Raw genomic sequence first — 21,231 nt, forward strand, 5'->3', positions numbered from 1 at the left:
GGTCAGCCCGGCTCCGGCTCCCCGGTGGGCCGCCGCTGCAGCTCGTCGCGGTAGGACGCCAGTGGGTCGTCGGTGCGCACGATCCCGAACCGGCAGGCGTGGTCGCCCAGCGACATCAGCGAGGTCCGCTCGGCGCGCAGCCCGCTGGCGACCGGGTCCACCGCGCACAACCAGTTGGCATCCCAGGCGCACAGCACGGTGGTCAGCCGGGGCATGTCGTGGCGGGCGAAGAAGTCGAGGAAGAAGCACCGCTCGGCGCGCATCTCGAAGGTGCCGGCGTCCTGTCGCTCGTAGGCGATGTCGAAGTAGGAGCCGTGGAACGGGGCCTCCCGGCGGCAGGCGCGCTCGATCGCGGTGAGGGGGTCGTCGCGCCGGCCGAGCGCCTCGAAGGCGATCCGGAACGGCCGCCGTGCCACCACGCCGACCACGTGCTGCAGGAACAGGATCGTGCGTCGCGCGTCGCCGTCGAACACCGGCAGCAGCGTCTCGTAGGCGGCCAGCACCGCCGAGGACAGCGTCAGCATCCCCTTCGACGGCCCGTCGACCGGCATGTCGCCGTTCGCCGCCGCGAGCTCCTCCGCCCGGGAGCGGATCGTGCCGAGCAGTTGCTCCCGGCGCTCGGCGTCCTCCAGCCGCAGCAGGCCCTCGATGCCCTCGTACAGGTCGTGCGGTCCGAGCCGACCCATGAGCCAGCGGCCCTCGAGCTGCACGAGCCGGTCGGCCACCGGCCGGCGGGGGTGCGGTGCACGGCTCCCGCTGGGCAGCGGGGTCAGGCCTCGGGCTCGCTCTCCTCCACCACGGCCGGCCTCCTCGCGACGTGCTCCCGGTCCCGGGAAGGGTCGCCGTCGCCGGCGGGACCCGCATCACGCGGAAGGGATGACTGGCCGGGGAGCCGCGTCGGGTCAGGCCGCGAGCTGCTCGCAGTCCTCGCAGCGCAGCACGCCCACCGTGGGCACCTGCCAGTCCTGCCCGGGCAGGGCCACCACCTCGGTGCCGCACACCGAGACGGCCTGGCCGGGATCAGCCGGGCGGAGGACGGCGTGCGCGACGCCGGCCGGCTGGTCGTCGTCCCGGACCCCGAGCACGGACGAGGGCCCGACGGCGACGATGCGCTTGGCGCCGGTCACGTAGTCACTGAGCACTGGACACACTGTGCCACCGTCCCGTGACGGACGGGGGCGGACCGGGCTGTGACGGTCCCCCTCTTGCCGGGTGGGGCCGGGTGTGCCCGCGGTCCTGACCTGGTGGTCGGGACGGTGGTCGCCGGACTGGAGAAGGCGCGGTCGGGTGTCAGCCGTGCCCGCGCACGTGCTCGACGACGAGCTCGGCGGTCCGCTCCGGGGCGAGTTCCGGGATCCAGTGCGGCACGCCCGCCAGGACCTCGAGCCGGTAGGGCGCGTCGACGAAGCGGTGCGTGGCCTCGGTGGCGGCGCGGCCGAGGAAGGCGTCCCCGGTGCTCCACAGGTGCAGGGTCGGCACGCGCACGGTGCCGACCGGGTCGCGGGCGTCCAGCGGCAGCGCCCGGTACCAGGCGATCGCCGCGGCCAGTGCGCCCGGCTCGCGCATGCGGGCGACGTAGTGCTCGCACACGTCCGGCGGCAGGTCGCTGCGCAGGAACACGCGCCGCAACGGCTCGCCGCCCGCGGCCAGGAGCAGCCGCTCCGGCGCGAGCGGGACCTGCAACAGCGCCACGTAGTAGGACCGCAGCGCCTGGTCGCTGGTGACGAGCGCCCGGGCCATGGCGGCCGGGTGCGGCACCGAGACGGCGGTGAGCGTGCGCACCCGCTCCGGGTGCCAGGCGGCCAGCGCCCACCCGACGATCCCGCCCCAGTCGTGGCCCACCAGGTGGGCACTGCCGAGCCCGGCCTCGTCGAGCAGCGCCAGCACGTCAGCGGCCAGTTCCCGCAGCCGGTAGGCCGACCGTCCTCCCGGCCGAGCGCTCGGGGAGTAGCCCCGCTGGTCGGGCGCGAGGGTACGCAGGCCCGCGGCGTGCAGGCCGGCGGCGACGGCGGCCCAGGCGGTGGAGTCCTGGGGGAAGCCGTGCAGCAGCACCACCGGTTCACCCTCGGGCGGTCCGCCGTCCCGGACGTCGAACACCATGCCGTCCCGCCGGAAGCTGTCCACCCCGCGACCCTGCTCGCCGATCGCGCGGTCCGCCAGTCCCCGACCCCACCGGGACCTCATCACCCTCCGTGAGGAGAGGGGCACGGACACGCGACCGCCCGGACGGGTGCCGTGACTGGCGTCTTGGCAGGCGGCGGGTCATGGTGGGTGTGATGACCGCCACCGTCGATCTCCGGGCCGTCGCCGACACGGTCACGGACCCCGAGCTGCCGCTGCTCACCCTCAGTGACCTCGGCGTGCTGCGCGACGTCCGCGTGGAGGAGGGGATCGTCGTCGTGGAGATCACGCCGACCTACACCGGCTGTCCCGCGATGGGGACGATGCGGGCCGACCTGCTGCACGCCCTCCACGAGGCCGGCTACCCCGACGTCGACGTCCGCACCGTGCTGGCGCCCCGGTGGAGCACCGACTGGATCACCGCGGAGGGGCGCCGCAAGCTCGTCGAGGCCGGCATCGCGCCACCGGGGCCGGCGCCGCAGGCCGATCCCGGGCCGGTGTCCCTGGAGCTGGGCCCCTCCCGGCGGACGGCGTCCTGCCCGCTGTGCGGATCGGCGGAGACCGAGGAGGTCAGCGAGTTCGGCGCGACGGCGTGCAAGGCGCTGCGCCGCTGCCGCAGCTGCCGGGAGCCGTTCGAGCACGTGAAGGAGGTCTGAGCGCCGGCGGCCCGGGCGCACGAGGTCGCGGGATCCGGGACCATGGGGGCGTGACGCCCACCTCGGAGGAGTTCATCGTCCTCGTCGACGACGACGGGACGGCGATCGGCACGATGCCCAAGCCGCTGGTGCACCACGGCGAGACGCCGCTGCACCGGGCCTTCTCCGCCTACCTGTTCGACGACGCCGGACGGCTGCTGGTCACCCGCCGCGCCGACGGCAAGCAGACCTTCCCGGGCATGTGGACCAACACCGTCTGCGGGCACCCCGGGCCGGGGGAGGACGACGCCGCCGCGATCGCCCGGCGGGCCGCCTTCGAGCTGGGGCTGGAGGTCGACGGGCTGCGGGAGGCGCTGCCCGGCTACCGGTACCGCGCGGAGTTCCGGGGCGTGGTGGAGAACGAGGTGTGCCCGGTCTACCTGGGGCGCTTCACCGGCACGCCGGACCCCGACCCCACCGAGGTCGGCGCCTGGGAGCTGCTGGACTGGGCGGACTTCCGCCGCCGTCAGGAGGCGGAGGGCGACGACACGTGGTCGCCCTGGTGCCGGGAGCAGGCGCGGCTGATCGAGGACGCGGGGCTCGCCCCGCGGAGCGCTACGTAGCCGGGGCGGTACGAGGCGCGCCCGCCGCGCGGGGGTGCTCGTGTCGCTGTCGGGGACGCGCCGCCGCGCCGACCTAGCTTCCGCCGCATGGAGCGCCGACGGTTCCTCCTCTTCCTCGCCGCAGGTGTGGCCGGTGCGGCCGTGGGCCGTGGCACCACGGGCCTCGTGGACCCGCGGCAGGTCCCGCTCGCCCCCGCGGCCCCGGCGCGGGCCGCCGAGCCGGTGGCGCCGGCCGCCCGGCAGTTCCTCGACCCCCCGGTCGGACCGGTCGACCGGCTGCCGGGGGACGGGACCGACCTCGCGCTCACCATCGACGACGGCACGGACTCGGAGGTCGTCGGGTCGCTGTGCGAGTTCGCGGAGGACAGCGGCGTGCGGCTGACCTTCTTCCCGAACGGCATGTACAAGGCGTGGGAGGAGAACGGCGAGAGGCTGCAGCCGCTGATCGACTCCGGTCAGGTGGCGATGGGCAACCACACGTGGTCCCACCCCGACCTGACCACGCTCTCCGACGATCAGGTCGCCGACGAGATCGGCCGCAACCGGGACTGGCTGGAGACGACGTTCGGCGCGCAGGACACCCCGTTCTTCCGCCCGCCGTTCGGCGCCCACGACGAGCGGATCGACCGCATCTCCGAGCTGGTCGGCCACCCGACGGTCGTCCTGTGGAACGGCACGTTCGAGGACAACCGGCTGCTCACCGCCGACGAGCTGATGTCCGCCGCCCGGGAGTGGTTCGCCGCCCAGGCGATCATCGTCGGCCACGCCAACCAGCCGACGATCACGCAGGTGTACGACGAGCTGCTGGAGCTGATCGCCGAGCGCGGCCTGCAGACGGTCACGCTCGCCGACGTGTGGGGGCCGCCGAGCCTGTCGGTGGTCCGGTCGGTGTCCGGGAGTGCGGCCACCACGTAGGTCTCCCGACCTGCGGCCGCCCGCGTCTTCGGCGAGGCTGATCACGACATCGACGGTGATCGCCACGTGGAGGAGCGGATGACGGACAGCGGGACGTTGGCGGGGCGGGTCGCCCTGGTCACCGGCGGCGCGAGCGGGCTGGGCCGGGCGACGTGCGTGGCGCTCGTGGAGGCCGGCGCCCACGTGGCGATCGCCGACATCGACGCGGCCGGGAGCGAGGCGACCTCGAAGCTGGTGGCCGATGCGGGCGGCTCCGCCGAGGTCGTCCCCCTCGACGTCACCGACGACGCGAGCCGCAAGCAGGTGGTGCAGCAGCTGTTCGACGCCCACGGCGACGCGTTCGACGTCCTGGTCAACGTCGCCGGCATCGACCGGCCCGGGTACGTCACCGACATCGACCTCGCCGACTACCAGCGGGTCCAGGCGGTGAACTGCGAGGGACCGGTCTTCCTGACCAGCGAGTTCGTGAAGCGGGTGCAGCACCTGCCCGAGGGGCGCACCGCGGACGTCGTCCACATCGTGTCCCTGTCGGCGATCACCTCCGGCAGCGGCGCGATCGCCTACAACGGCTCCAAGGCCGGCTTCCTGAACGCCACCCGGTGCATCCAGCGGGAGCTGCGGGAGAAGGCGCGGAAGGCGGACGACGGCACCGAGCGGCCCTTCCCGTGCCGGGTCCAGGCGGTCATCCCGGCCGCGATGGACACGCCGATGATGGAGCAGTGGGGCATCCCGTCCCACCTGATGATGCCGCCCTCGGCCGTGGCCGAGATGGTGCGCTTCCTGGTCACGCTGCACCCGTCGGCGTTCGTGCCGGAGATGCAGATCGTGCCGCGACTCGAACCCAACTTCCCCCGCTGACCTGCGGTGCCCGTCAGGAGGAGGCGCGGCATGAGCTCGACCGACCCCGAGGACCCCACGCCCGACACCGCGATGGCCTCGGGTTCCGACGCCGGTGAGCCCGGTGGGCACCTCGGCCCGGGCGACCTCGCCCCCGACGAGGAACGGCTGCTCGCCGCCCTCGAGCGCGACGCCCGCTCCGGAGCGGCTCCTCCCGAGGAGACGACCGCCGCGGTCCGCGCGGCCGAGGACGAGGCGCCGCTGCCCGCGGAGGGCGGCGACCAGGGCGACGGGTTGTCGGCCCGCTTCACGGCCCCGCCGGACGCGCCGGAGGGCTGAGGGCGGTCTCCTACCGCAGCCGGACGGCGACCAGCGCCACGTCGTCCTCCGCGCCCTCCGGGAGGAGCCGGGCGAGGACCTCGTCGCAGATCTCGCCGACCGGCCGCTCCCGGAGGGCGGGGAGCTCCTCGCGGAGCCGGGCGACGCCGTCGTCGAACAGCTGGTCGCGGCGCTCGACGAGCCCGTCGGTGTACAGCAGCACGGTCGAGCCCGGCGCCAGGAGCACCTCGGACTCGCCGCGGGTCGCGGTCGGGTCCACGCCGAGGAGCAGGCCGGCCCGGGGCACGGTCAGTGCCTCGGCCACGCCGTCCGGGCCGACCACGAGCGGCGGCAGGTGGCCGGCGCTGCACCAGCGCAGCCGCGCGCCGCCGGACGCCGGGTCGGGCGTGAGCCGGCCGGCGAGGACCGTCGCCAGGGCGCCGAGGTGCAGGCCGGCGACGGCGCTGTCCAGCCGGGCCAGGACGGCGCACGGCCCCTCGGCGTTGTCGAACGCGATGCCGCGCAGCAGCCCGCGCAGCTGGGCCATGTCGGCGGCGGCCGCGGTGTCGTGACCGACGACGTCGCCGATGACCAGCATCGTGGAGCCGTCGGGCTGCTCGAAGACGTCGTACCAGTCGCCGCCGACCTGGGCCTCGCTGGTGGCCGGCACGTAGCGGACCGCGACGTCGAGGGCGGTCGACTCCGGCGGGTCGGTGAGGTGGCTGCGCTGCAGGGTCTCCGCGGCGCGGACCACGCGGCGGGAGCGGGCGTACAGCGCCTCCAGCAGGTGGGTGCGCAGCTCGGTGGCCTCGGCGAGCTCCTGCGCCGTCCACGGCTCGGCGCGGTCGCGCACCGTCTCGCGCCAGCGCTCGAAAGACCTGCGCGGGCTCAGCCGGATCTCGTCGCCCTCCCGGGCGGCGATCGCCTTGTTGTGCGGGTCCCCGCCCCAGTCGACCGTGCGCACCGCCTCGGCGCGGTGCCAGAGCACGTACTGGCCCTCCGGCAGGGGGAGCACCAGGACGCCGCACGCGGGCCCCACCGCGCCGACCAGGGCGGGGGCCTCCAGCCGCAGCGAGTCGGAGGCCACGACGTCCTCGGGGCGGCCGGTCGCCCAGGCGGCGAGGGCGTCGGCCGCGCCCGCCGGCAGCGGCGCGCCGCGGTGACCGGTGCTGCCCTGCAGGGACACGGCCACGCCGTCGGCGGGCAGCAGGTCCAGCAGGCTGGGCGAGCCGAGCAGCGTCTCGGCCAGCGGGCGGTCCTCGTCGAGGGTGGCGGCGGTCAGCCAGGCCAACGTCGAGCGCACCTGCAGGGCGCGGTGCACCTCGTCCTCCTCGGCGCGGTCGACCAGCCGCAGCGACAGCGTCGAGCCGAGGAACTCCGCGGCCGCCCGGGTGGCGAACGGCGGGGCGTGCGGGCCCGAGTAGTGGTGGCAGGCGATCAGGCCCCACAACCGCTCGTCCCGCAGCAGGGAGATGGACATGGAGGCGCGCACGCCCATGTTCTGCAGGTACTCGACGTGGACCGGCGAGACGCTGCGCAGCGTGGAGTAGGTGAGGTCCAGCGGCTGCCCGGTCGCCGGCAGCGCGGCCGGCTGCAACCGCGCGGGGACGTAGTCGATGTCGGAGATCAGCCGGATCCAGTTCTTCTCGTACAGCGCCCGCGCCTGGGCGGGGATGTCCGAGGCCGGGTAGTGCAGGCCGAGGAAGGAGTTCAGGCCCGGCGCCTTCGCCTCGGCCACCACCTCGCCGTTGTGGTCGGCGTCGTAGCGGTAGACCATCACGCGGTCGAAGCCGGTGAGCTGGCGGACCGCCTGTGCGGTGATGTCGTGGAGCTCCTGCAGCGTCGAGGCCCGGTTGAGCTCCCCGACGGTGCTGCGCACCGCCTGGTAGGTGTTCGGGAAGGAGAACGGCCGCGGGCCGCGGGCCGGCTCGAGCTCCACGACCAGCACGCTCGCGGGCGGGGTGGTGTCGCCGACCGCGGCCCGGTGCAGCAGCGCGTCGACCGGCACCGGGCTGCCGTCGACGTCGAGGGTGACCTCGACCGGGTTGCGCTCGCGCAGGTCCCCGAACGCGCTGGCCGACCGGGCGATCGCCTCGGCCGCCGCCATCCCGAGGACGTCGGGCAGCCGCCGGCCCAGCGCCGCGCGCCAGTCCACGCCGACGAGGTCGGCCAGGTTCTCCGACGCCTGGACGACGACCAGGTCCGGTTCGTCGACCGCGAGCAGCACCCCGCGCGGCTGGATGCTGCCCGGGACGTGGATCGGCTCGCGCTCGCAGTTGCCGAGGTCGATCGGCGTCCCCGGGGGCAGCAGCTCCAGGTCCGGCTCGGCGCTGTTCACGCCGGGGTCCCGACCGGCGCCACCCAGTGCGCCAGCGCGGTGAACGTGGCCCGCGCGGCGCCCACCAGCCGGCCGGCGTCACCCCCGGCGGCCACGTGCGCGCGGGCCACCCGCCGGTAGGCGTGCCACATCGCGCCGGTGTCGGCGCCGTAGGGGGAGAACGCCCGCACTTCCACGTCCGGGCCGAGGGTGGGCAGCGTGGTCAGGTGGCGGGAGATGAACGTGCCACCGAGGGTCGAGCCCTCCAGCACGTACAGCCGGCCCAGGGCGTGGTCGGTGTCCTCGACGTCCGGCAGGTCCGGGACGGGCGAGGGCTCGTCGGCGGCGCCCAGAGCCCGCAGGTCGGTGGCGAACAGGTGTGCCCGCCGGCGGCGGGACCAGTCCAGCGTCTCGGCGTCGGCCGGCGCGCGGCGCGCCCAGGTGTCCAGGCCGGCCTCGGCGGCGGTCCAGAACGCGTGCAGCCGGGCGAGGACCTCGACCAGCCGGTCCCGGTGCAGCGCCGGGTCCATCAGTGCGAGGGTGTTCTCGACCTGCTCGTGCTGGGTTGCCGTTGCGGACCGCAACGTCGTGAGGACGTCGGCGCGCCCAGCATCTCGAGGCAACGCCTCTCCTCCCACACCGGCCAGTTACCCGAGGGTAGGGCACCCATGCGCGGCCGGTGCAGTGTGCAACCGGTCACGCTGGCACGTCCTGCAGCCGGGCGGCCCGCAGGGAGGCGTGCAGCAGCAGCCGCGCGTCGCCGTCGGCCGGGTCCGGTCCGGTCAGCGCCCCGGCCGGCCGGAGGTCCGCGGGGCCGGGCAGCGGGACCAGGACGGCGACCAGGTCCCGCAATACGTCGAGCACCGCCGTCCTCCCTGTACAGGTGTACGAGACCCCGACGGCACGGACCGTACGTCTGTCGCTGGTGGCGGGGGCGGCGGCTGCCTAGCGTCGGAGGTGTCAGGTCGCCGGACGCCGGAGGTGGGCGTGCTCTCACAGAAGGCCCTGCTGCTCGGCGCCTCCCGCCGGCCCGAGCTGCGCCGGCTGGTCACGGGCACCGCGGCCACGCGGCGGGTGGTGGACCGCTTCGTCGCCGGGGAGACGCTCGACGACGCGCTGGCCGTCGTCCGCCGGCTCACCGGGCAGGGGATCGCGGTCACCCTCGACCACCTGGGGGAGGGCGTGACCGACCGCGCCGAGGCACGCCGCTCGCGCGACGCCTACCTGGCCCTGCTCGACGGCCTGGCCCCACTCGGCCTGGGCCGCGCCGCCGAGGTGTCGGTGAAGCTGTCGGCGTTCGGGCAGGCGCTGCCCGACGGCGGCACCGACCTGGCCCTGGAGCTCGTCCGGCCGGTCGCCGAGGCCGCGAGCGCGATCGGCACCACGGTGACCCTCGACATGGAGGAGTCGGCCACCGTCGACTCGACCCTCGCCGTCCTCGCCGAGCTGCGCCGCGACCACCCCGGCACCGGCGCCGTGCTGCAGTCGGCGCTGCACCGCACCGAGGACGACGCCCGCGCGCTCGCCGCCCCCGGGTCACGGGTCCGGCTGGTCAAGGGTGCCTACGACGAGCCGCCGTCGGTCGCCTACCAGAGCCGGGCGGAGGTCGACGCCTCCTACGCCCGCTGCCTCGGCGTGCTGATGAGCGGGCCCGGCTACCCGATGGTCGGCAGCCACGACCCCCGGCTGGTCGCGGTCGCCCAGCGGCTGGCCGCCGACGCGGGACGGCGGCCGGACTCGTGGGAGGTGCAGATGCTCTACGGCATCCGCTCCGCCGAGCAGCGCCGGCTCGCCGCGGCCGGCGTGTGCGTGCGCGCCTACGTCCCCTACGGCGTCGACTGGTACGGCTACTTCATGCGCCGCCTGGCCGAGCGGCCGGCCAACCTGCGCTTCTTCCTCCGCTCCCTCGTCACCACCTCGTAGACCCGTTCCCCGGCCAGAGTGGCCACTTTGGCCGTCGTCCTCCAGGAGGCCCGATGGACGGCATCACCCGAGTTCCCCCGCCGCGCAACGAGCCGGTGCTCGGCTACGCGCCGGGCTCGCCGGAGCGGGCGGCGCTGCAGGCCCGCCTGGCCGAGCTGGCCGCCGAGCCGATCGAGCTGACCATGACCCTCGGCGAGCAGCGCCGGATGGGCGGCGGCGAGCGGTTCGACGTCGTCCAGCCGCACCGGCACGCCGCCGTCCTCGGCACCGCGGCGCACGCCACCCACGCCGACGCCACCGACGCGGTGCGCTGCGCGAAGCAGGCCGCCCCGGCCTGGCGGGAGGTGTCCTTCGACGACCGCGCCGCGGTGTTCCTCAAGGCCGCCGAGCTGCTGGCCGGCCCGTGGCGGCAGACGCTCAACGCGGCCACGATGCTCGGCCAGAGCAAGACCGCGTACCAGGCCGAGATCGACGCCGCCTGCGAGCTGATCGACTTCTGGCGCTACAACGTGCACTTCGCGCGACAGGTCCTCGACGAGCAGCCGGCCTCGAGCCCCGGGGTGTGGAACCGGATCGACCACCGCCCGCTGGAGGGGTTCGTCTACGCGGTCACCCCGTTCAACTTCACCGCCATCGCCGGCAACCTCCCGACCGCGCCGGCGCTCATGGGCAACACCGTGGTCTGGAAGCCCGCACCGACCCAGCAGTTCGCCGCGCACTTCCTCATGCGGCTGCTGGAGGCCGCCGGCCTGCCGCCCGGGGTGATCACCATGGTCACCGGCGACGGGGCCGCGGTCTCCGACGTCGTGCTGGCCGACCCGGACCTGGCCGGCATCCACTTCACCGGGTCCACCGCGGTGTTCCAGCAGCTGTGGCGGCGGGTGGGCGAGAACATCGCCGGCTACCGCGGCTACCCCCGGGTCGTCGGGGAGACCGGCGGCAAGGACTTCGTCGTCGCCCACCCCTCCGCCGACGTCGACGTGCTGCGCACCGCGCTGATCCGCGGCGCGTTCGAGTACCAGGGGCAGAAGTGCTCCGCGGCGTCCCGCGCCTACGTGCCGCGCAGCGTGTGGGCCCGGCTGCGCGAGGACCTGATCGGCGCCACCGAGGCGCTGCCGATGGGCGACGTCACCGACCTGTCCAACTTTCTGGGCGCGGTCATCGACCGGCGCGCGTTCTCGAAGCTCTCCGGCGTCCTGGAGCGGGCGAAGGAGGACGACGCCCTGACCATCGTGGCCGGCGGCCAGGCCGACGACCGCGAGGGGTTCTTCGTCCGGCCGACGATCGTCGAGGGCACCGACCCCGGCCACGAGGTCTTCACCACCGAGTACTTCGGCCCGGTGCTGGCCGTGCACGTCTACGACGACGCCGACTACGACACCGCGCTGGCCCAGATGGAGTCGGTGGCCCCCTACGCGCTCACCGGGGCGGTGATCGCGCAGGACCGGGCCGCGATCGCGCACGCCGAGCGGTTCCTGCGCTTCGCCGCCGGCAACTTCTACGTCAACGACAAACCCACCGGCGCCGTGGTGGGCCAGCAGCCCTTCGGCGGCGGGCGGGCCTCGGGCACCAACGACAAGGCCGGCGCGGCGCAGAACCTGCTGCGCTGGACGTCGACCCGGGTGGTCAAGGAGACCTTCGTCCCGCCCACCGACCACACCTACCCGCACATGGCCTGAGTGGAGGAGGGCGCGGGAGGCGCCCCTCCTCCTCCGCTAGGGCCAGTGGACGAGGCCGTCGTCGCCGAGGACGGCGCCGGCCGACGGGGTGTGCGGCCCCAGCCGTCCGTCGGGCATCAGGTGGCGCACCGGCACGCCGCGGGCGAGGACGGCGACGTCGGCGACCAGCCGCCGGTGGCAGCGCCACCACACGCTCTCGCTGCACATGACCGCCACCGTCGTGCCGGCCGCGTCGGCCAGCACCTCGTCGAGGGCCGCGCCGAACTCCGCCGTCCGGGTGTGGGCGGCGTAGGCGGCGAACTGCGCGACGGTCCACCAGGCGTCCGCCACGGGCTCGCCCGGGGGCAGCCGCCGCCGGCCGCCGAGCCGCGCGTCCCAGCGGTAGCCGATGCCCGCCGCGGGCAGCCACTCCTCGAGCGCCTCGCGCCGGACGTCGGGGTTGGTGCGGCTGCCCGGGAACCGCCGGACGTCGACCACCCGCGCCACCCCCGCAGCGGCCAGCCGGGCGCCCAGGCGCGCGCGGTCCTGGGGCCCGTGGCCGACGGTGAGCAGCGGCACCCGCCGTCCCTACCCGCTGCCGTGGTGGGGTCGCCGCCCCGGCATGCTGGTCGGCCGGGCGACGGGGCCCGGGCGAGGGGAGCGGTGTGGCCGGCGGGGCGGGAACGGACGAGTCGCTGTGGCGGCTGCCGGCGATGCGGGCGCTGGTCGGCGCCACGGCGCTGGGCTTCGCCAGCTACTGCCTGACCCTGGCCTCGCTGCCGGCGTACGCGGTCGCGGGGGGCGCCGACCCCGACACCGCGGGCGTGGTGACCGCCGTCTTCCTGGGAGTCACGGTGGCGGTGCAGGCGGCCGTGCCGGTGCTGACCGCCCGCCTGGGCCTCGGCCCGGTGCTGGCCGCGGGGCTGCTCGCCCTGGGAGCGCCGGCTCCGCTCTACGCGCTCGGCGACGGGCTGCTGTTGCTGTCGGCGATCGCGGTGGTGCGGGGCGCCGGGTTCGCCGTCCTCACCGTCCTCGGCGCGCTGCTCGCCGCGCAGGTGGCCCCGCCCGGCCGGCGCGGCGAGTCGATCGGCCTGTACGGGCTGGCCATAGCGGTGCCGAACCTGGTCGCCGTCCCGGCGGGCGTGGCGCTCGTCCTGGACGGGCACGCCGGCTGGCTGGCCTGGCTGGCCGCCGCGCCGGTGGTCGCGCTCCCGCTGGTGCCGGGCCTGGTGCGGTCGGTCCAGCTGGAGGCGGCGGCCGGCGGGTCCTCGCGGGCAGCGGTGCGCGCCGCGCTGCCCCCGTCGGTCGTGCTGCTCGGTGTCACCCTCGCCGGCGGTGGGCTGGTCACGTTCCTGCCGATCGAGCGCCCGGACGGCGTCCTGGCGACGGCGGCCCTGCTCGTCTTCGGGGTCACCGGGGCGCTGACCCGCTGGCGGGCCGGGCTGCTCGCCGACCGCGTCGGCACCGGGCGGCTGCTGCCGGCGGCCCTGGTCGTCTCCGCGGTCGGGCTGGCGACGGTCGCCGTCGGCCTCGGCGCGGGGGACGCCTGGGTGCTGACCGGGGCGGCGCTGTTCGGTGCCGGGTTCGGCGCGGTGCAGAACCTCACCCTGGTCACCGCGTTCGCCCGTGCCGGGCAGGCCGGGGCGACCGCCGCCAGCGCCATGTGGAACGCCTCGTTCGACGTCGGCACCGCCGTCGGGGCCCTCGTGCTGGGCCTGGTCGCGGCCGGCGTCGGCCTGCCGTGGACCTACGTGCTCGTCGCCGCCGGGCTGCTGCTCGTGCTGCCGGTGGCGCGGGCGGCGACGAGGCCGGCCGGCTGACTCACCCGGCGACGCGGTCCGCGGCCTCCCGCAGCGCGCGCAGGAGGAGGACCTCCTCGCCCGAGCGGCGCAGCCAGGCCCGCAGCCCCGCCGGGTCGTTCCGGGCCGCGTCGCGCAGCCGGCCCAGGTGCAGCTGCCGGGTGCTGGCCTGCGCGCGCTGGGCGGGTGGCAGCTGCCGGCCGTCGGCGCGGGCGAGCGCGGTCAGCCCGGCGCCGACGAAGACCAGGTCGCGGACCTCGCCGACCTGCGCGAGCAGAGCGTCGGCGGCGGCGGGGTCGTCCTCGGCGAGCAGGCGGACCAGTTCGTCGGCGGTCCGCCGCCCGGCCTCCTGCGGATCGGGTGGCTGGGTCACGACGAGCCATTGTCCTGCACCCGCACGGCCGGCGTTCCTCGCGCCCTGCCGGACCTGCCCGGCCCGCGGTGCACGAGGAACGCCGGCAACGGGTGCACCGCTACGCGTCCCGGCGGGAGAACGCCACCGCCGCGACCGCCAGGACGGCGGCCACCTCGGCCACGAACACCGCGAACCCGGGCCACGGGTCGAGCAGCAGCGGGTTGAACGACTCCGGCGTCGCGATGCGGGCGCCGGCGTTGCCCGGCATCAGCTTGGTCGCCCACTCGCCCCAGGCACCGGGCAGCAGCATGACCATGTTGCCGACGACGAACACCAACCCCAGCACGATGGAGAGCGCCGCGGCGGTGTGCCGCACGAGCAGGCCCACGGCGGCGGCCAGCAGCCCGAGGCCGGCCATGTACAGGCCGCTGCCGACCAGCGCGCGCAGCACGCCGTCGTCGCCGAGCGCCAGGCCGATGCCCTCCCGGTCGAGGAACCAGTTGCCGCCGAGGTAGCCGGCCAGCGCGGTGAGGGTGCCGGCGACGACCAGCGTCCCGGCGAGGACGACGGCCTTTGCCGCGAGCACGGTCCCGCGCCGCGGGGTGGCCGCCAGGGTCGCCCGGATCACCCCGGTGCCGTACTCGCTGGTGACCGCGAGCGTCCCGAGGACGATGGCGGTGACCTGGGCGAACATCATCCCCCAGGTGACGAACGCGCCGGCCGGCTCACCGGTGTCCCCGCGGGCGAGGTCCGCGGCGGCCAGCGCGCAGACCAGCGTGGTGAGCCCCGCCCCGAGGACGAACATCGCGACGACCGACCAGGGCGTCGACCGGACCGTCCAGAACTTGATCCACTCGGCCCGCAGCGTCGCTCCGGCCCCGGGCGTCGCCGGCGCCTCGGCGCGGGTCCACGCGTGCGTCCCGACGGCGGTCACCGCTGCGCCCCCGCGTACTCGACGCTGTCGGCGGTCAGGGTCATGAAGGCGTCCTCCAGCGAGGAGCGGACCAGCGTCAGCTCGTGCAGCAGCAGCCCCGAGCGCCCGACCAGCTCGCCGATGGCGGCGGCGTCGCGCCCCTGGACGCGGAGCTCGCCGCCGTGCGCGGCGACGTCGAGCCCCTCGCGGCGCAGCAGCGTGGCCACCCCGTCGTGCTGCGGACTGCGCACGCGCACGTAGGAGGCGGCGTGCGCGGCGATGAAGTCCGCCGTCGAGCAGTCGGCGAGCACCCGGCCGCGGCCGATGACCAGCAGGTGGTCGGCGGTCTGCGCCATCTCCGACATCAGGTGGCTGGAGACGAAGACCGTGCGCCCCTCGGCGGCCAGGTCGCGGGCCAGGGTGCGCACCCAGCGGATGCCCTCCGGGTCCAGCCCGTTGACCGGCTCGTCGAGGACGACGACCGGCGGGTCGCCCAGCAGCGCCGCGGCGATGCCCAGCCGCTGGCCCATGCCGAGCGAGAAGCGGCCGACCCGGGTGTGCGCGACCGAGGTCAGGCCGACCAGGTCGAGCACCTCGTCGACGCGGCGGACCGGGATGCCGTTGCTCGCCGCCAGCCAGCGCAGGTGGTCGCGGGCCGAGCGGCCGGGGTGCAGCGCCCGGGCCTCCAGCAGCGCGCCGACCTCCCGCAGCGGGGCGGGGGAGTCGGCGTAGCGGCGGCCGTTGACGGTGACGCTGCCGGAGGTGGGCCGGTCCAGGCCGAGCACCATGCGCATCGTCGTGGACTTGCCGGCGCCGTTCGGGCCGAGGAAGCCGGTCACGCGTCCCGGCTGCACGGTGAAGGTGACGGCGTCGACGGCGGTCTTCGCGCCGTAGGTCTTGGTGAGCCGGTGCGCGGTGATCACGCGGCGTCCCGGCGGGACGGGGTCTGGGAGGTCATGCCGTCGAGGCTGTCGGCCGCGGGGCCGGGGGTACATCGGGGAACCCCCTGGACCGACCCTGATCGGTCCCGGAGGGGCTACGCCGACCGGGGGAGCGCCGTTCCCGGGTGCAGCAGCCGGCGCAGGGCGACCGCGGCCTCCCGCCCGGCGCGGTTGGCGCCGACCGTGCTCGCCGACGGCCCGTACCCGACCAGGTGCACCCGCGGCTCGTCCGCGACGGCGGTGCCCGCCATCCGGATGCCGCCCCCGGGCCCGCGCAGGTGCAGCGGGGCCAGGTGGCCGAGCGCGGCGCGGAAGCCGGTGGCCCAGAGGATCACGTCGGCGCGGACGGAGCGGCCGTCGTCCCACGCCACGCCGTCCGGGGTGACCCGGTCGAACACCGGCAGCCGGTCGAGGACGCCGCGCTCGCGGGCCTCCCTCACCCACGGGGTGACCACCAGGCCGGTGATGCCGACGACGCTGCCGGGGGACCGCCCCTCGCGGACGGCGTCGGCCACCAGGGCGACCGCGGCCCGCCCCGCCTCCGGCCCGAACGGCTCCTCCCGCCACACCGGCGGGCGCCGGGTGACCCACGTGGTGTCGGCGACCTCGGCGATCTCGCCGAGCAGCTGGACCGCGGACGCGCCGCCGCCCACGACGACCACCGACCGGCCGGCGAACTCGGCGGCCCCACGGTAGTCGACCGCGTGCATCTGCCGGCCGCGGAACAGCCCCTGGCCGGGGTAGCGCGGCACGAAGGGGGCGGTCCACGTGCCGGTGGCGTTCACGACCGCGTCCGCGTTCCACTCGCCGGCCGACGTCTCGACCAGGAACCGGCCGTCGTCCGAGCGGCGCACCGCCGTCACCCGCACCGGCCGGTGCACGGGCAGCCCGAACTGCCGCTCGTAGTCGGCGAAGTAGGCCGGCACCGCGTCGGCGGCGGGCACGTCGTCGGCCGTCGCGGGGAAGGGCAGCCCCGGCAGGTCGTGCACGTGGTGGGTGCGGGCCAGCGTCAGCGACGGCCACCGGTGCTGCCACGCCCCACCGGCGCGGGTCTCGCCGTCGAGGACGACGAAACCCGCGCCGGGGACGAACCCCTGCCGCGCCAGGTGGTGTGCGGCGCTCAGCCCGGCCTGGCCGGCGCCGATGACGACGACCTCGGCGTCGCTGCTCACACCGCCCACAACCGTGCCGGGCGGACGGACCTTCCTCAGCCCAGCCGCGCGGGGGTGAGCCGCTCCGGCTCGGCGCCGGTGAGCGTGACGGTGTCCTCGGGGTCGTACCCGAACCGCACGGTGACCGCGCCGAGCCGGGCCTCCACCAGGGAGGTGGGGCGCTCGTCCGAGCCGTCGGCCGGCCGGTACCGCCAGTGCTCGGCGAGCACGGGCAGGCCGCGGCGCCGCAGCCACGCGGCCGCCTCCTCCCGGTCGGGGAAGGCGCGCAGAGCCGAGCCGAACAGCGCGTGCGCCACCACGCAGCGGGCGCCGTCGCGCCGCTGGGTGCTCAAGTAGCCCACCAGTTCGCCGTCCTCGTCGCGGTGGACGGGTTCCAGCCCCTCGATCCGGGTCACGTCCCGACGCTAGGGAGCCCCACAACCGGTTTCTCGCATCTTGCGGATCCCTTGCGGTTGCGCGGCGGGAGCCCTGCGGTCGGCCCGCCAGAGTTCCTCGTGTCGCCGGGACACCGGCGAGGACACGAAGACGAGGAGGACACCGTGACCGAGCGGAGCACCCGGGCCGATGGGCGCCGGATCGCCGCGTCCGTCGGCGTCATCGGGATCGCCGCGGCCGTCGCGGGCCTGAGCACCTTCGGGACCTTCACCGACAGCACCACCCCGGTCGTCACCCAGCTCGACACGGGGCTGCTGTCGATCGCGCTCACCCAGGCGGCCGACGCCGCGACGCTGTCGCTGTTCGACCACGGCGTCTTTCTGGCCGGGGACTCGGAGAGCTCGGCGATCGACCTGGTGAACGACGGCTCGGTCGCGCTCTCGGAGCTGCGGCTGGGCTCGGTCGCGACGTCGTCCAGCGTGCTGGACAGCGACCCGGTGCACGGGCTGCAGCTGGACGTCGAGGCCTGCCCGGAGGACTGGGAGTCCGCCGGCGGGACGTGGACCTGCGACGGGACGACGACCAGCCTCTACTCCGGTCCGATCGTGCTCGACGCGGTGCTCGACGGCGCCGCCGGCCTGGCGCCGGGCGGGGTCACGCACCTGCTGCTGACGGCGTCCCTGCCCTCGACGACCGGGGCGGACCTCGTCGAGGGGGCCAGCAGCTCCCTGGACTTCACCTTCAGCGCCGTGCAACGCGCCGGCGCGCCGCGATGAGCCGGCCCTCCGGGGCCTGACAGACAGCCGGCGTCTCCATCGCACGGGGGGACGGAGCCGCCGGCTCGCACGACCGGCGCCGCCGAGGGGGACGGCGGCGCCGGGCGGGACGGCCGGTGTCACCGCGGGGGAACGGTGCCACCGGCTCGCACGACCGGCGTCTCCATCGCACGGGGGGACGGAGCCGTCGGCTCGCACGACCGGCGCCGCCGAGGGGGGACGGCGGCCCCGGTCGAGGGGGACGGACGAGGCCGGCCGCGGGGATCCCGCGGCCGGCCTCGCGGCGTCGGCGGACCCGTTCAGGCGGGCGTGTGGAGGGTTCAGCCCGGCCTGACCACGTGATCGTCGCTCCGTCGGGCGGACACCCAGGACCCGCAGGGCTGCGGCGAGGCCGGTGCGCAGGCCCCCGCTCGCGGGCGGGACCAGCCGCGCGCTCGGCGAGCTCCGTCAGGGCCCCTCGTCACCCCGCGTGGTGCCTCCGGTGTCGTTCCGTCCGCTCTGCGCCCGCCTTCGACACGCGTTACGTTCGAGTGGTGACGGTCGGTGATGGTTCCTTGCGCGCTGCCGCGCCGACCCGCACCCGCACGGCGACCCGCAGGCTGGACCCGGCCCGGGACGAGGCCATCGCCGCGGCAGTGCTCGAGGTGCTCGGTCGCGAGGGGTGGTCGGGGCTCACGATGGACGCCGTGGCCACGGTGGCCGGGGTGGGCAAGGCGACCATCTACCGGCGCTGGTCGAGCAAGACCGACCTCCTCCTGGGGGTCCTGGAGGTCGCCGGTGAGCAGGTCGCGGCCGCCCCGGACACCGGCGACCTCCGCGGCGACCTCGTCGCACTGATGACCGCCACGGTGGACCGGCTCGACGGACCCGCCGGTCGGATGACGCGCAGCCTGCTCGGCGCGGTGGCCGCCGACCCGGCGCTCGCCGAGGCCTACCGGCGCGGCCCGCTGGCCTGCTGGGACCGCGCCTGGGCGACGGTGTTCGACCGGGCCGTCGAGCGCGGTGAGATCAGCCGGGCCGCGGCGGGCTCGGTGGCGACGGAGGTCTGCCCGGCGGTGCTCGTGCTGCGGTGGCTGACCGGGCGCCCCGTCGACGCCGACGTCGTGGCGGAGGTGGTCGACGGGGTGGTGCTCCCGCTGCTGCACTCGCGTCGGACACCGCGCGAGGAACCGTGAGGTCCCGGGCCGCGTCGTCCTGACCTCGCACGGCCGGGGGAACGCGCGTTTCAGACCGGCCCGAACGGGGCAGCGGGCGCAGACCGTCGTCGGGAGGACCGGGTGAACCTGGAGAAGGTCGTCTTCGGGTTCTTCGTCGTGCTCGCGGCGACCCTGAACTTCGGCTTCTTCATCGGCGACATCTCCGACCCGACCCTGCACAACCCCTACGAGTTGTTCGCCGCGGTCGTCGTCAACCTCATCGCCACCGTGCTGAAGTTCGGCGACCGCACCCAGATCGGGGCCGTGCACCTGGCCACCAGCCTGGTCGCCGACCTGCAGCTCATCGGGGCGGCGCTGATGTACGGCTACGCCGTCTACGTCTCGACCGCGGGGCTGACCGCGGCCTGGACGGCGAGCGTCGTGTCGCTGTCCGGCGGCGCACTGCTGGCCAACATCGTCTCCGTCGTCCTGCTGGTGGTGGAGACGGTGTCGTTCCACCGCGGCTGAGGGGAGACCGGCGTGGGCAACCCCCTGCTGACCTTCTGGCACCAGTTGTTCGGCGGGCCGGAGGAGGAGCGACGGGGACGGCGCGCGATCCTCCGTGCCGCGGCGTCCTCGGCCGCCCAGGCATCGGCCACGATCTTCCTGGTCATGCGGCGGATGCGCGCCCCGCTGATCGTGCTCATCGGCATCTTCGCGGTGAGCGTGCTCGGGCTGACCCTCATCCCCGGTCAGGACGCCGAGGGCCGGCCGTGGGACATGGGCTTCTTCGACGCCTTCTACGTCATGAGCTACACCGCCTCGACGATCGGCTTCGGCGAGATCCCGTACCCGTTCACCTACAACCAGCGGATGTGGGTGACGGTCTCGATCTACCTGACCGTCATCGGCTGGGCGTACGCGATCGGGTCACTGCTCGCACTGGCGCAGGACCGCGCCTTCCGCTCCGCCCTGGCGCTGCAGCACTTCACCCGCAAGGTGCGCCGGCTGCGCGAGCCGTTCGTGCTGGTCGCCGGCTACGGGCGGGCAGGGGAGCTGCTCGGGCACTCGCTCGACGCGCTGGGCCGCAGGTTCGTCGTCCTGGACGCGTCCGACGAGCGGATCGACGACCTGGAGCTGGGCTCCTTCCACGCCGACGTCCCCGGCCTGGCCGCCGACGCCCGGGACCCCGGCCACCTCGCCGTCGCCGGCCTGGACCACCCCTGCTGCGAGGCGGTGGTGGCCCTGACCGACGACGAGGAGGTCAACCTGTCGGTGGTCATGGCGGCGGCGCTGCTGCGGCCGGACCTGCCGGTGATCGCGCGGGCGACCTCTCGCGGGATGGCCGAGCGGATGCGGGCGTTCGGGTCGCCGAACGTGGTCAACCCCTTCGACCGGTTCGGCGACCTCCTGCGCCTGGCGCTGCGCGCCCCGGCGGCCTACCAGCTGCTGACCTGGCTGGAGAGCGGGCCGGGTGCGCCGCTCCCGGAGCGCGCCGCCCCGCCGCGCAGCGGTCGCTGGGTGGTCTGCGGCTACGGGCGGCTGGGCCGCGAGCTCACCGGCGACCTGCGGGCCGAGGGCATCCGGGTCACCGTCGTGGAGTCCGCGCCGACCGACGTCGCGACCGACGGTCTGCTGGTCGTGGACGGCTCCGAGCCCGGCGCGCTGACCGAGGCCGGGCTTGAGGACGCCGTCGGGTTCGTGGCCGGCACCGACAACGACATCGCCAACCTGTCGCTGGTCGCGGCGGCCCGGCGGACCAACCCCCGCCTGTTCGTCGCGGCACGGCAGAACCGGCCGGCGAGCGCCCCGCTGTTCGCGGCGATGGACACCGACGCGCTGCTCGTGCCGACCGAGGTGATCGCCCACGAGGTCTACGCCCAGCTGGCGACGCCCCTGCTGTGGCGCTTCCTCCGCGAGATGCCCGGCCACGGGGACGCGTGGGCGGCCGAGCTGGTCGACCGGCTCAGGGAGCTGTGCGGCCGGCACCTGCAGTCGCTGTGGAAGGTCCGGCTCACCGACGCCGAGGCGCCCGCACTGGTGCGCTGGCTGGCCACGGGGGAGGCCCGCGTGGGCGACCTGCTGCACAACCCGGAGGACCGGGACGAGCCGCTGCACGCGTTGGTGCTGCTCGTGCTCCGCGGCGGCGAGGCGACGCTGGCCCCGGACGGCGACTTCCCGCTGCGCGTGGGCGACGAGCTGCTGCTGGCCGGGTGGGCTGCGGCGCGGCGGGCGCTGTCGACCGTCCTCGTGGTGGACGCCACCCTCGAGCACGTGCTGACCGGACGACGGGTGCCGTCGAGCTGGATCTGGCGCAAGCTCAGCCGCACCCCGGCGCCGGCCGAGGAGACGGCGTCGCGGCCGACCGCGCCCACGCCGTCCTGACGCCCGAGGGCCTCCTCCGGAGGGCCCGCCGG

At 75.7% G+C, this 21,231-nt stretch carries 24 protein-coding genes; 12 read left to right on the plus strand and 12 right to left on the minus strand.

The features are described from left to right. Positions 1 to 2 precede the first annotated feature (2 nt). The 3 genes from ACI782_RS10105 to ACI782_RS10115 all read right to left on the minus strand — a co-directional run bounded on the left by ACI782_RS10105 (position 3) and on the right by ACI782_RS10115 (position 2,124). Entirely contained in the window at positions 3 to 725 is a 723-nt protein-coding gene (locus tag ACI782_RS10105; protein ID WP_456908670.1) for an L-2-amino-thiazoline-4-carboxylic acid hydrolase, read from the minus strand. Between the two features lie 177 nt (positions 726 to 902). After that, positions 903 to 1,142 (minus strand): hypothetical protein, encoded by a 240-nt coding sequence (locus ACI782_RS10110; RefSeq protein WP_456908672.1) that lies wholly within the window; start codon positions 1,140 to 1,142, stop codon positions 903 to 905. Between the two features lie 148 nt (positions 1,143 to 1,290). Continuing rightward, the gene (locus ACI782_RS10115) at positions 1,291 to 2,124 is read right to left on the minus strand and encodes an alpha/beta fold hydrolase (protein ID WP_456908674.1); all 834 of its coding nucleotides are present in this window, start codon (positions 2,122 to 2,124) and stop codon (positions 1,291 to 1,293) included. 152 nt (positions 2,125 to 2,276) lie between these two features. Between ACI782_RS10115 and paaD the strand changes: the two genes are divergently transcribed. The 5 genes from paaD to ACI782_RS10140 all read left to right on the plus strand — a co-directional run bounded on the left by paaD (position 2,277) and on the right by ACI782_RS10140 (position 5,470). Next, on the plus strand, positions 2,277 to 2,777 hold the full coding sequence (gene paaD, locus ACI782_RS10120; protein WP_456908676.1) for a 1,2-phenylacetyl-CoA epoxidase subunit PaaD: 501 nt from the start codon (positions 2,277 to 2,279) through the stop codon (positions 2,775 to 2,777). A gap of 50 nt (positions 2,778 to 2,827) precedes the next feature. Then, entirely contained in the window at positions 2,828 to 3,379 is a 552-nt protein-coding gene (idi, locus tag ACI782_RS10125; protein ID WP_456908678.1) for an isopentenyl-diphosphate Delta-isomerase, read from the plus strand. Between the two features lie 87 nt (positions 3,380 to 3,466). Continuing rightward, positions 3,467 to 4,294 (plus strand): polysaccharide deacetylase family protein, encoded by an 828-nt coding sequence (locus tag ACI782_RS10130; RefSeq protein WP_456908680.1) that lies wholly within the window; start codon positions 3,467 to 3,469, stop codon positions 4,292 to 4,294. Positions 4,295 to 4,372: 78 nt separating this feature from the next. Next, positions 4,373 to 5,152 (plus strand): SDR family NAD(P)-dependent oxidoreductase, encoded by a 780-nt coding sequence (locus ACI782_RS10135; protein ID WP_456908682.1) that lies wholly within the window; start codon positions 4,373 to 4,375, stop codon positions 5,150 to 5,152. Positions 5,153 to 5,182: 30 nt separating this feature from the next. After that, entirely contained in the window at positions 5,183 to 5,470 is a 288-nt protein-coding gene (locus ACI782_RS10140) for a hypothetical protein (protein WP_456908684.1), read from the plus strand. A gap of 10 nt (positions 5,471 to 5,480) precedes the next feature. On the opposite strand, the gene ACI782_RS10145 is transcribed toward ACI782_RS10140, so the two are convergent. Genes ACI782_RS10145 through ACI782_RS10155 form a run of 3 tightly spaced genes read right to left on the minus strand, consistent with a single transcriptional unit; the run spans position 5,481 to position 8,630 of the window. Beyond that, positions 5,481 to 7,787 carry a SpoIIE family protein phosphatase gene (locus ACI782_RS10145; RefSeq protein ID WP_456908686.1) on the minus strand — a complete coding sequence of 769 codons (2,307 nt, stop codon included), beginning with the start codon at positions 7,785 to 7,787 and terminating at the stop codon, positions 5,481 to 5,483. After that, positions 7,784 to 8,404, minus strand: coding sequence for a biliverdin-producing heme oxygenase (locus tag ACI782_RS10150; protein ID WP_456908689.1), 621 nt, complete (start codon positions 8,402 to 8,404; stop codon positions 7,784 to 7,786). The genes ACI782_RS10145 and ACI782_RS10150 overlap by 4 nt, the downstream gene beginning before the upstream one ends. 58 nt (positions 8,405 to 8,462) lie before the next feature. Continuing rightward, positions 8,463 to 8,630 carry a hypothetical protein gene (locus tag ACI782_RS10155; RefSeq protein WP_456908691.1) on the minus strand — a complete coding sequence of 56 codons (168 nt, stop codon included), beginning with the start codon at positions 8,628 to 8,630 and terminating at the stop codon, positions 8,463 to 8,465. Between the two features lie 123 nt (positions 8,631 to 8,753). Between ACI782_RS10155 and ACI782_RS10160 the strand changes: the two genes are divergently transcribed. After that, positions 8,754 to 9,689: a proline dehydrogenase family protein gene (locus ACI782_RS10160; protein ID WP_456908693.1), complete on the plus strand. Its 936-nt coding sequence runs from the start codon at positions 8,754 to 8,756 to the stop codon at positions 9,687 to 9,689. 53 nt (positions 9,690 to 9,742) lie between these two features. After that, positions 9,743 to 11,368: an L-glutamate gamma-semialdehyde dehydrogenase gene (pruA, locus tag ACI782_RS10165; protein ID WP_456908695.1), complete on the plus strand. Its 1,626-nt coding sequence runs from the start codon at positions 9,743 to 9,745 to the stop codon at positions 11,366 to 11,368. A 36-nt stretch (positions 11,369 to 11,404) separates the two neighbouring features. Here the strand turns inward: pruA and ACI782_RS10170 are convergent, their stop codons facing one another. After that, a complete protein-coding gene (locus ACI782_RS10170; RefSeq protein WP_456908697.1) occupies positions 11,405 to 11,926 on the minus strand; it encodes a DUF488 domain-containing protein in 522 nt (173 codons plus the stop codon). Between the two features lie 86 nt (positions 11,927 to 12,012). Between ACI782_RS10170 and ACI782_RS10175 the strand changes: the two genes are divergently transcribed. Continuing rightward, positions 12,013 to 13,167 carry an MFS transporter gene (locus tag ACI782_RS10175; RefSeq protein WP_456908699.1) on the plus strand — a complete coding sequence of 385 codons (1,155 nt, stop codon included), beginning with the start codon at positions 12,013 to 12,015 and terminating at the stop codon, positions 13,165 to 13,167. 1 nt (position 13,168) lies between these two features. On the opposite strand, the gene ACI782_RS10180 is transcribed toward ACI782_RS10175, so the two are convergent. From ACI782_RS10180 to ACI782_RS10200, 5 genes are all read right to left on the minus strand, one after another. Further along, positions 13,169 to 13,519: a hypothetical protein gene (locus tag ACI782_RS10180; protein WP_456908701.1), complete on the minus strand. Its 351-nt coding sequence runs from the start codon at positions 13,517 to 13,519 to the stop codon at positions 13,169 to 13,171. Positions 13,520 to 13,619: 100 nt separating this feature from the next. After that, positions 13,620 to 14,435 (minus strand): ABC transporter permease subunit, encoded by an 816-nt coding sequence (locus tag ACI782_RS10185; RefSeq protein WP_456908703.1) that lies wholly within the window; start codon positions 14,433 to 14,435, stop codon positions 13,620 to 13,622. Beyond that, complete coding sequence (locus ACI782_RS10190; RefSeq protein ID WP_456908705.1) at positions 14,432 to 15,337, minus strand: ABC transporter ATP-binding protein; 906 nt, start codon at positions 15,335 to 15,337, stop codon at positions 14,432 to 14,434. The genes ACI782_RS10185 and ACI782_RS10190 overlap by 4 nt, the downstream gene beginning before the upstream one ends. A gap of 113 nt (positions 15,338 to 15,450) precedes the next feature. After that, on the minus strand, positions 15,451 to 16,527 hold the full coding sequence (locus tag ACI782_RS10195) for an NAD(P)-binding domain-containing protein (protein WP_456908707.1): 1,077 nt from the start codon (positions 16,525 to 16,527) through the stop codon (positions 15,451 to 15,453). A 35-nt stretch (positions 16,528 to 16,562) separates the two neighbouring features. Continuing rightward, entirely contained in the window at positions 16,563 to 16,922 is a 360-nt protein-coding gene (locus tag ACI782_RS10200; RefSeq protein WP_456908709.1) for a hypothetical protein, read from the minus strand. A 144-nt stretch (positions 16,923 to 17,066) separates the two neighbouring features. Here ACI782_RS10200 and ACI782_RS10205 point away from each other — a divergent pair, with 144 nt between their 5' ends. The 4 genes from ACI782_RS10205 (at position 17,067) to ACI782_RS10220 (ending at position 21,199) form a co-directional block, all read left to right on the plus strand. After that, positions 17,067 to 17,678, plus strand: coding sequence for a hypothetical protein (locus tag ACI782_RS10205; protein ID WP_456908711.1), 612 nt, complete (start codon positions 17,067 to 17,069; stop codon positions 17,676 to 17,678). 533 nt (positions 17,679 to 18,211) lie between these two features. Continuing rightward, on the plus strand, positions 18,212 to 18,853 hold the full coding sequence (locus tag ACI782_RS10210; RefSeq protein ID WP_456908713.1) for a TetR/AcrR family transcriptional regulator: 642 nt from the start codon (positions 18,212 to 18,214) through the stop codon (positions 18,851 to 18,853). 102 nt (positions 18,854 to 18,955) lie between these two features. Beyond that, the gene (locus ACI782_RS10215) at positions 18,956 to 19,342 is read left to right on the plus strand and encodes a DUF6394 family protein (RefSeq protein ID WP_456908716.1); all 387 of its coding nucleotides are present in this window, start codon (positions 18,956 to 18,958) and stop codon (positions 19,340 to 19,342) included. Positions 19,343 to 19,354: 12 nt separating this feature from the next. Beyond that, complete coding sequence (locus tag ACI782_RS10220; protein WP_456908718.1) at positions 19,355 to 21,199, plus strand: potassium channel family protein; 1,845 nt, start codon at positions 19,355 to 19,357, stop codon at positions 21,197 to 21,199. Positions 21,200 to 21,231 lie beyond the last annotated feature (32 nt).

The sequence above is a fragment of the Geodermatophilus sp. SYSU D00703 genome (assembly GCF_054050155.1).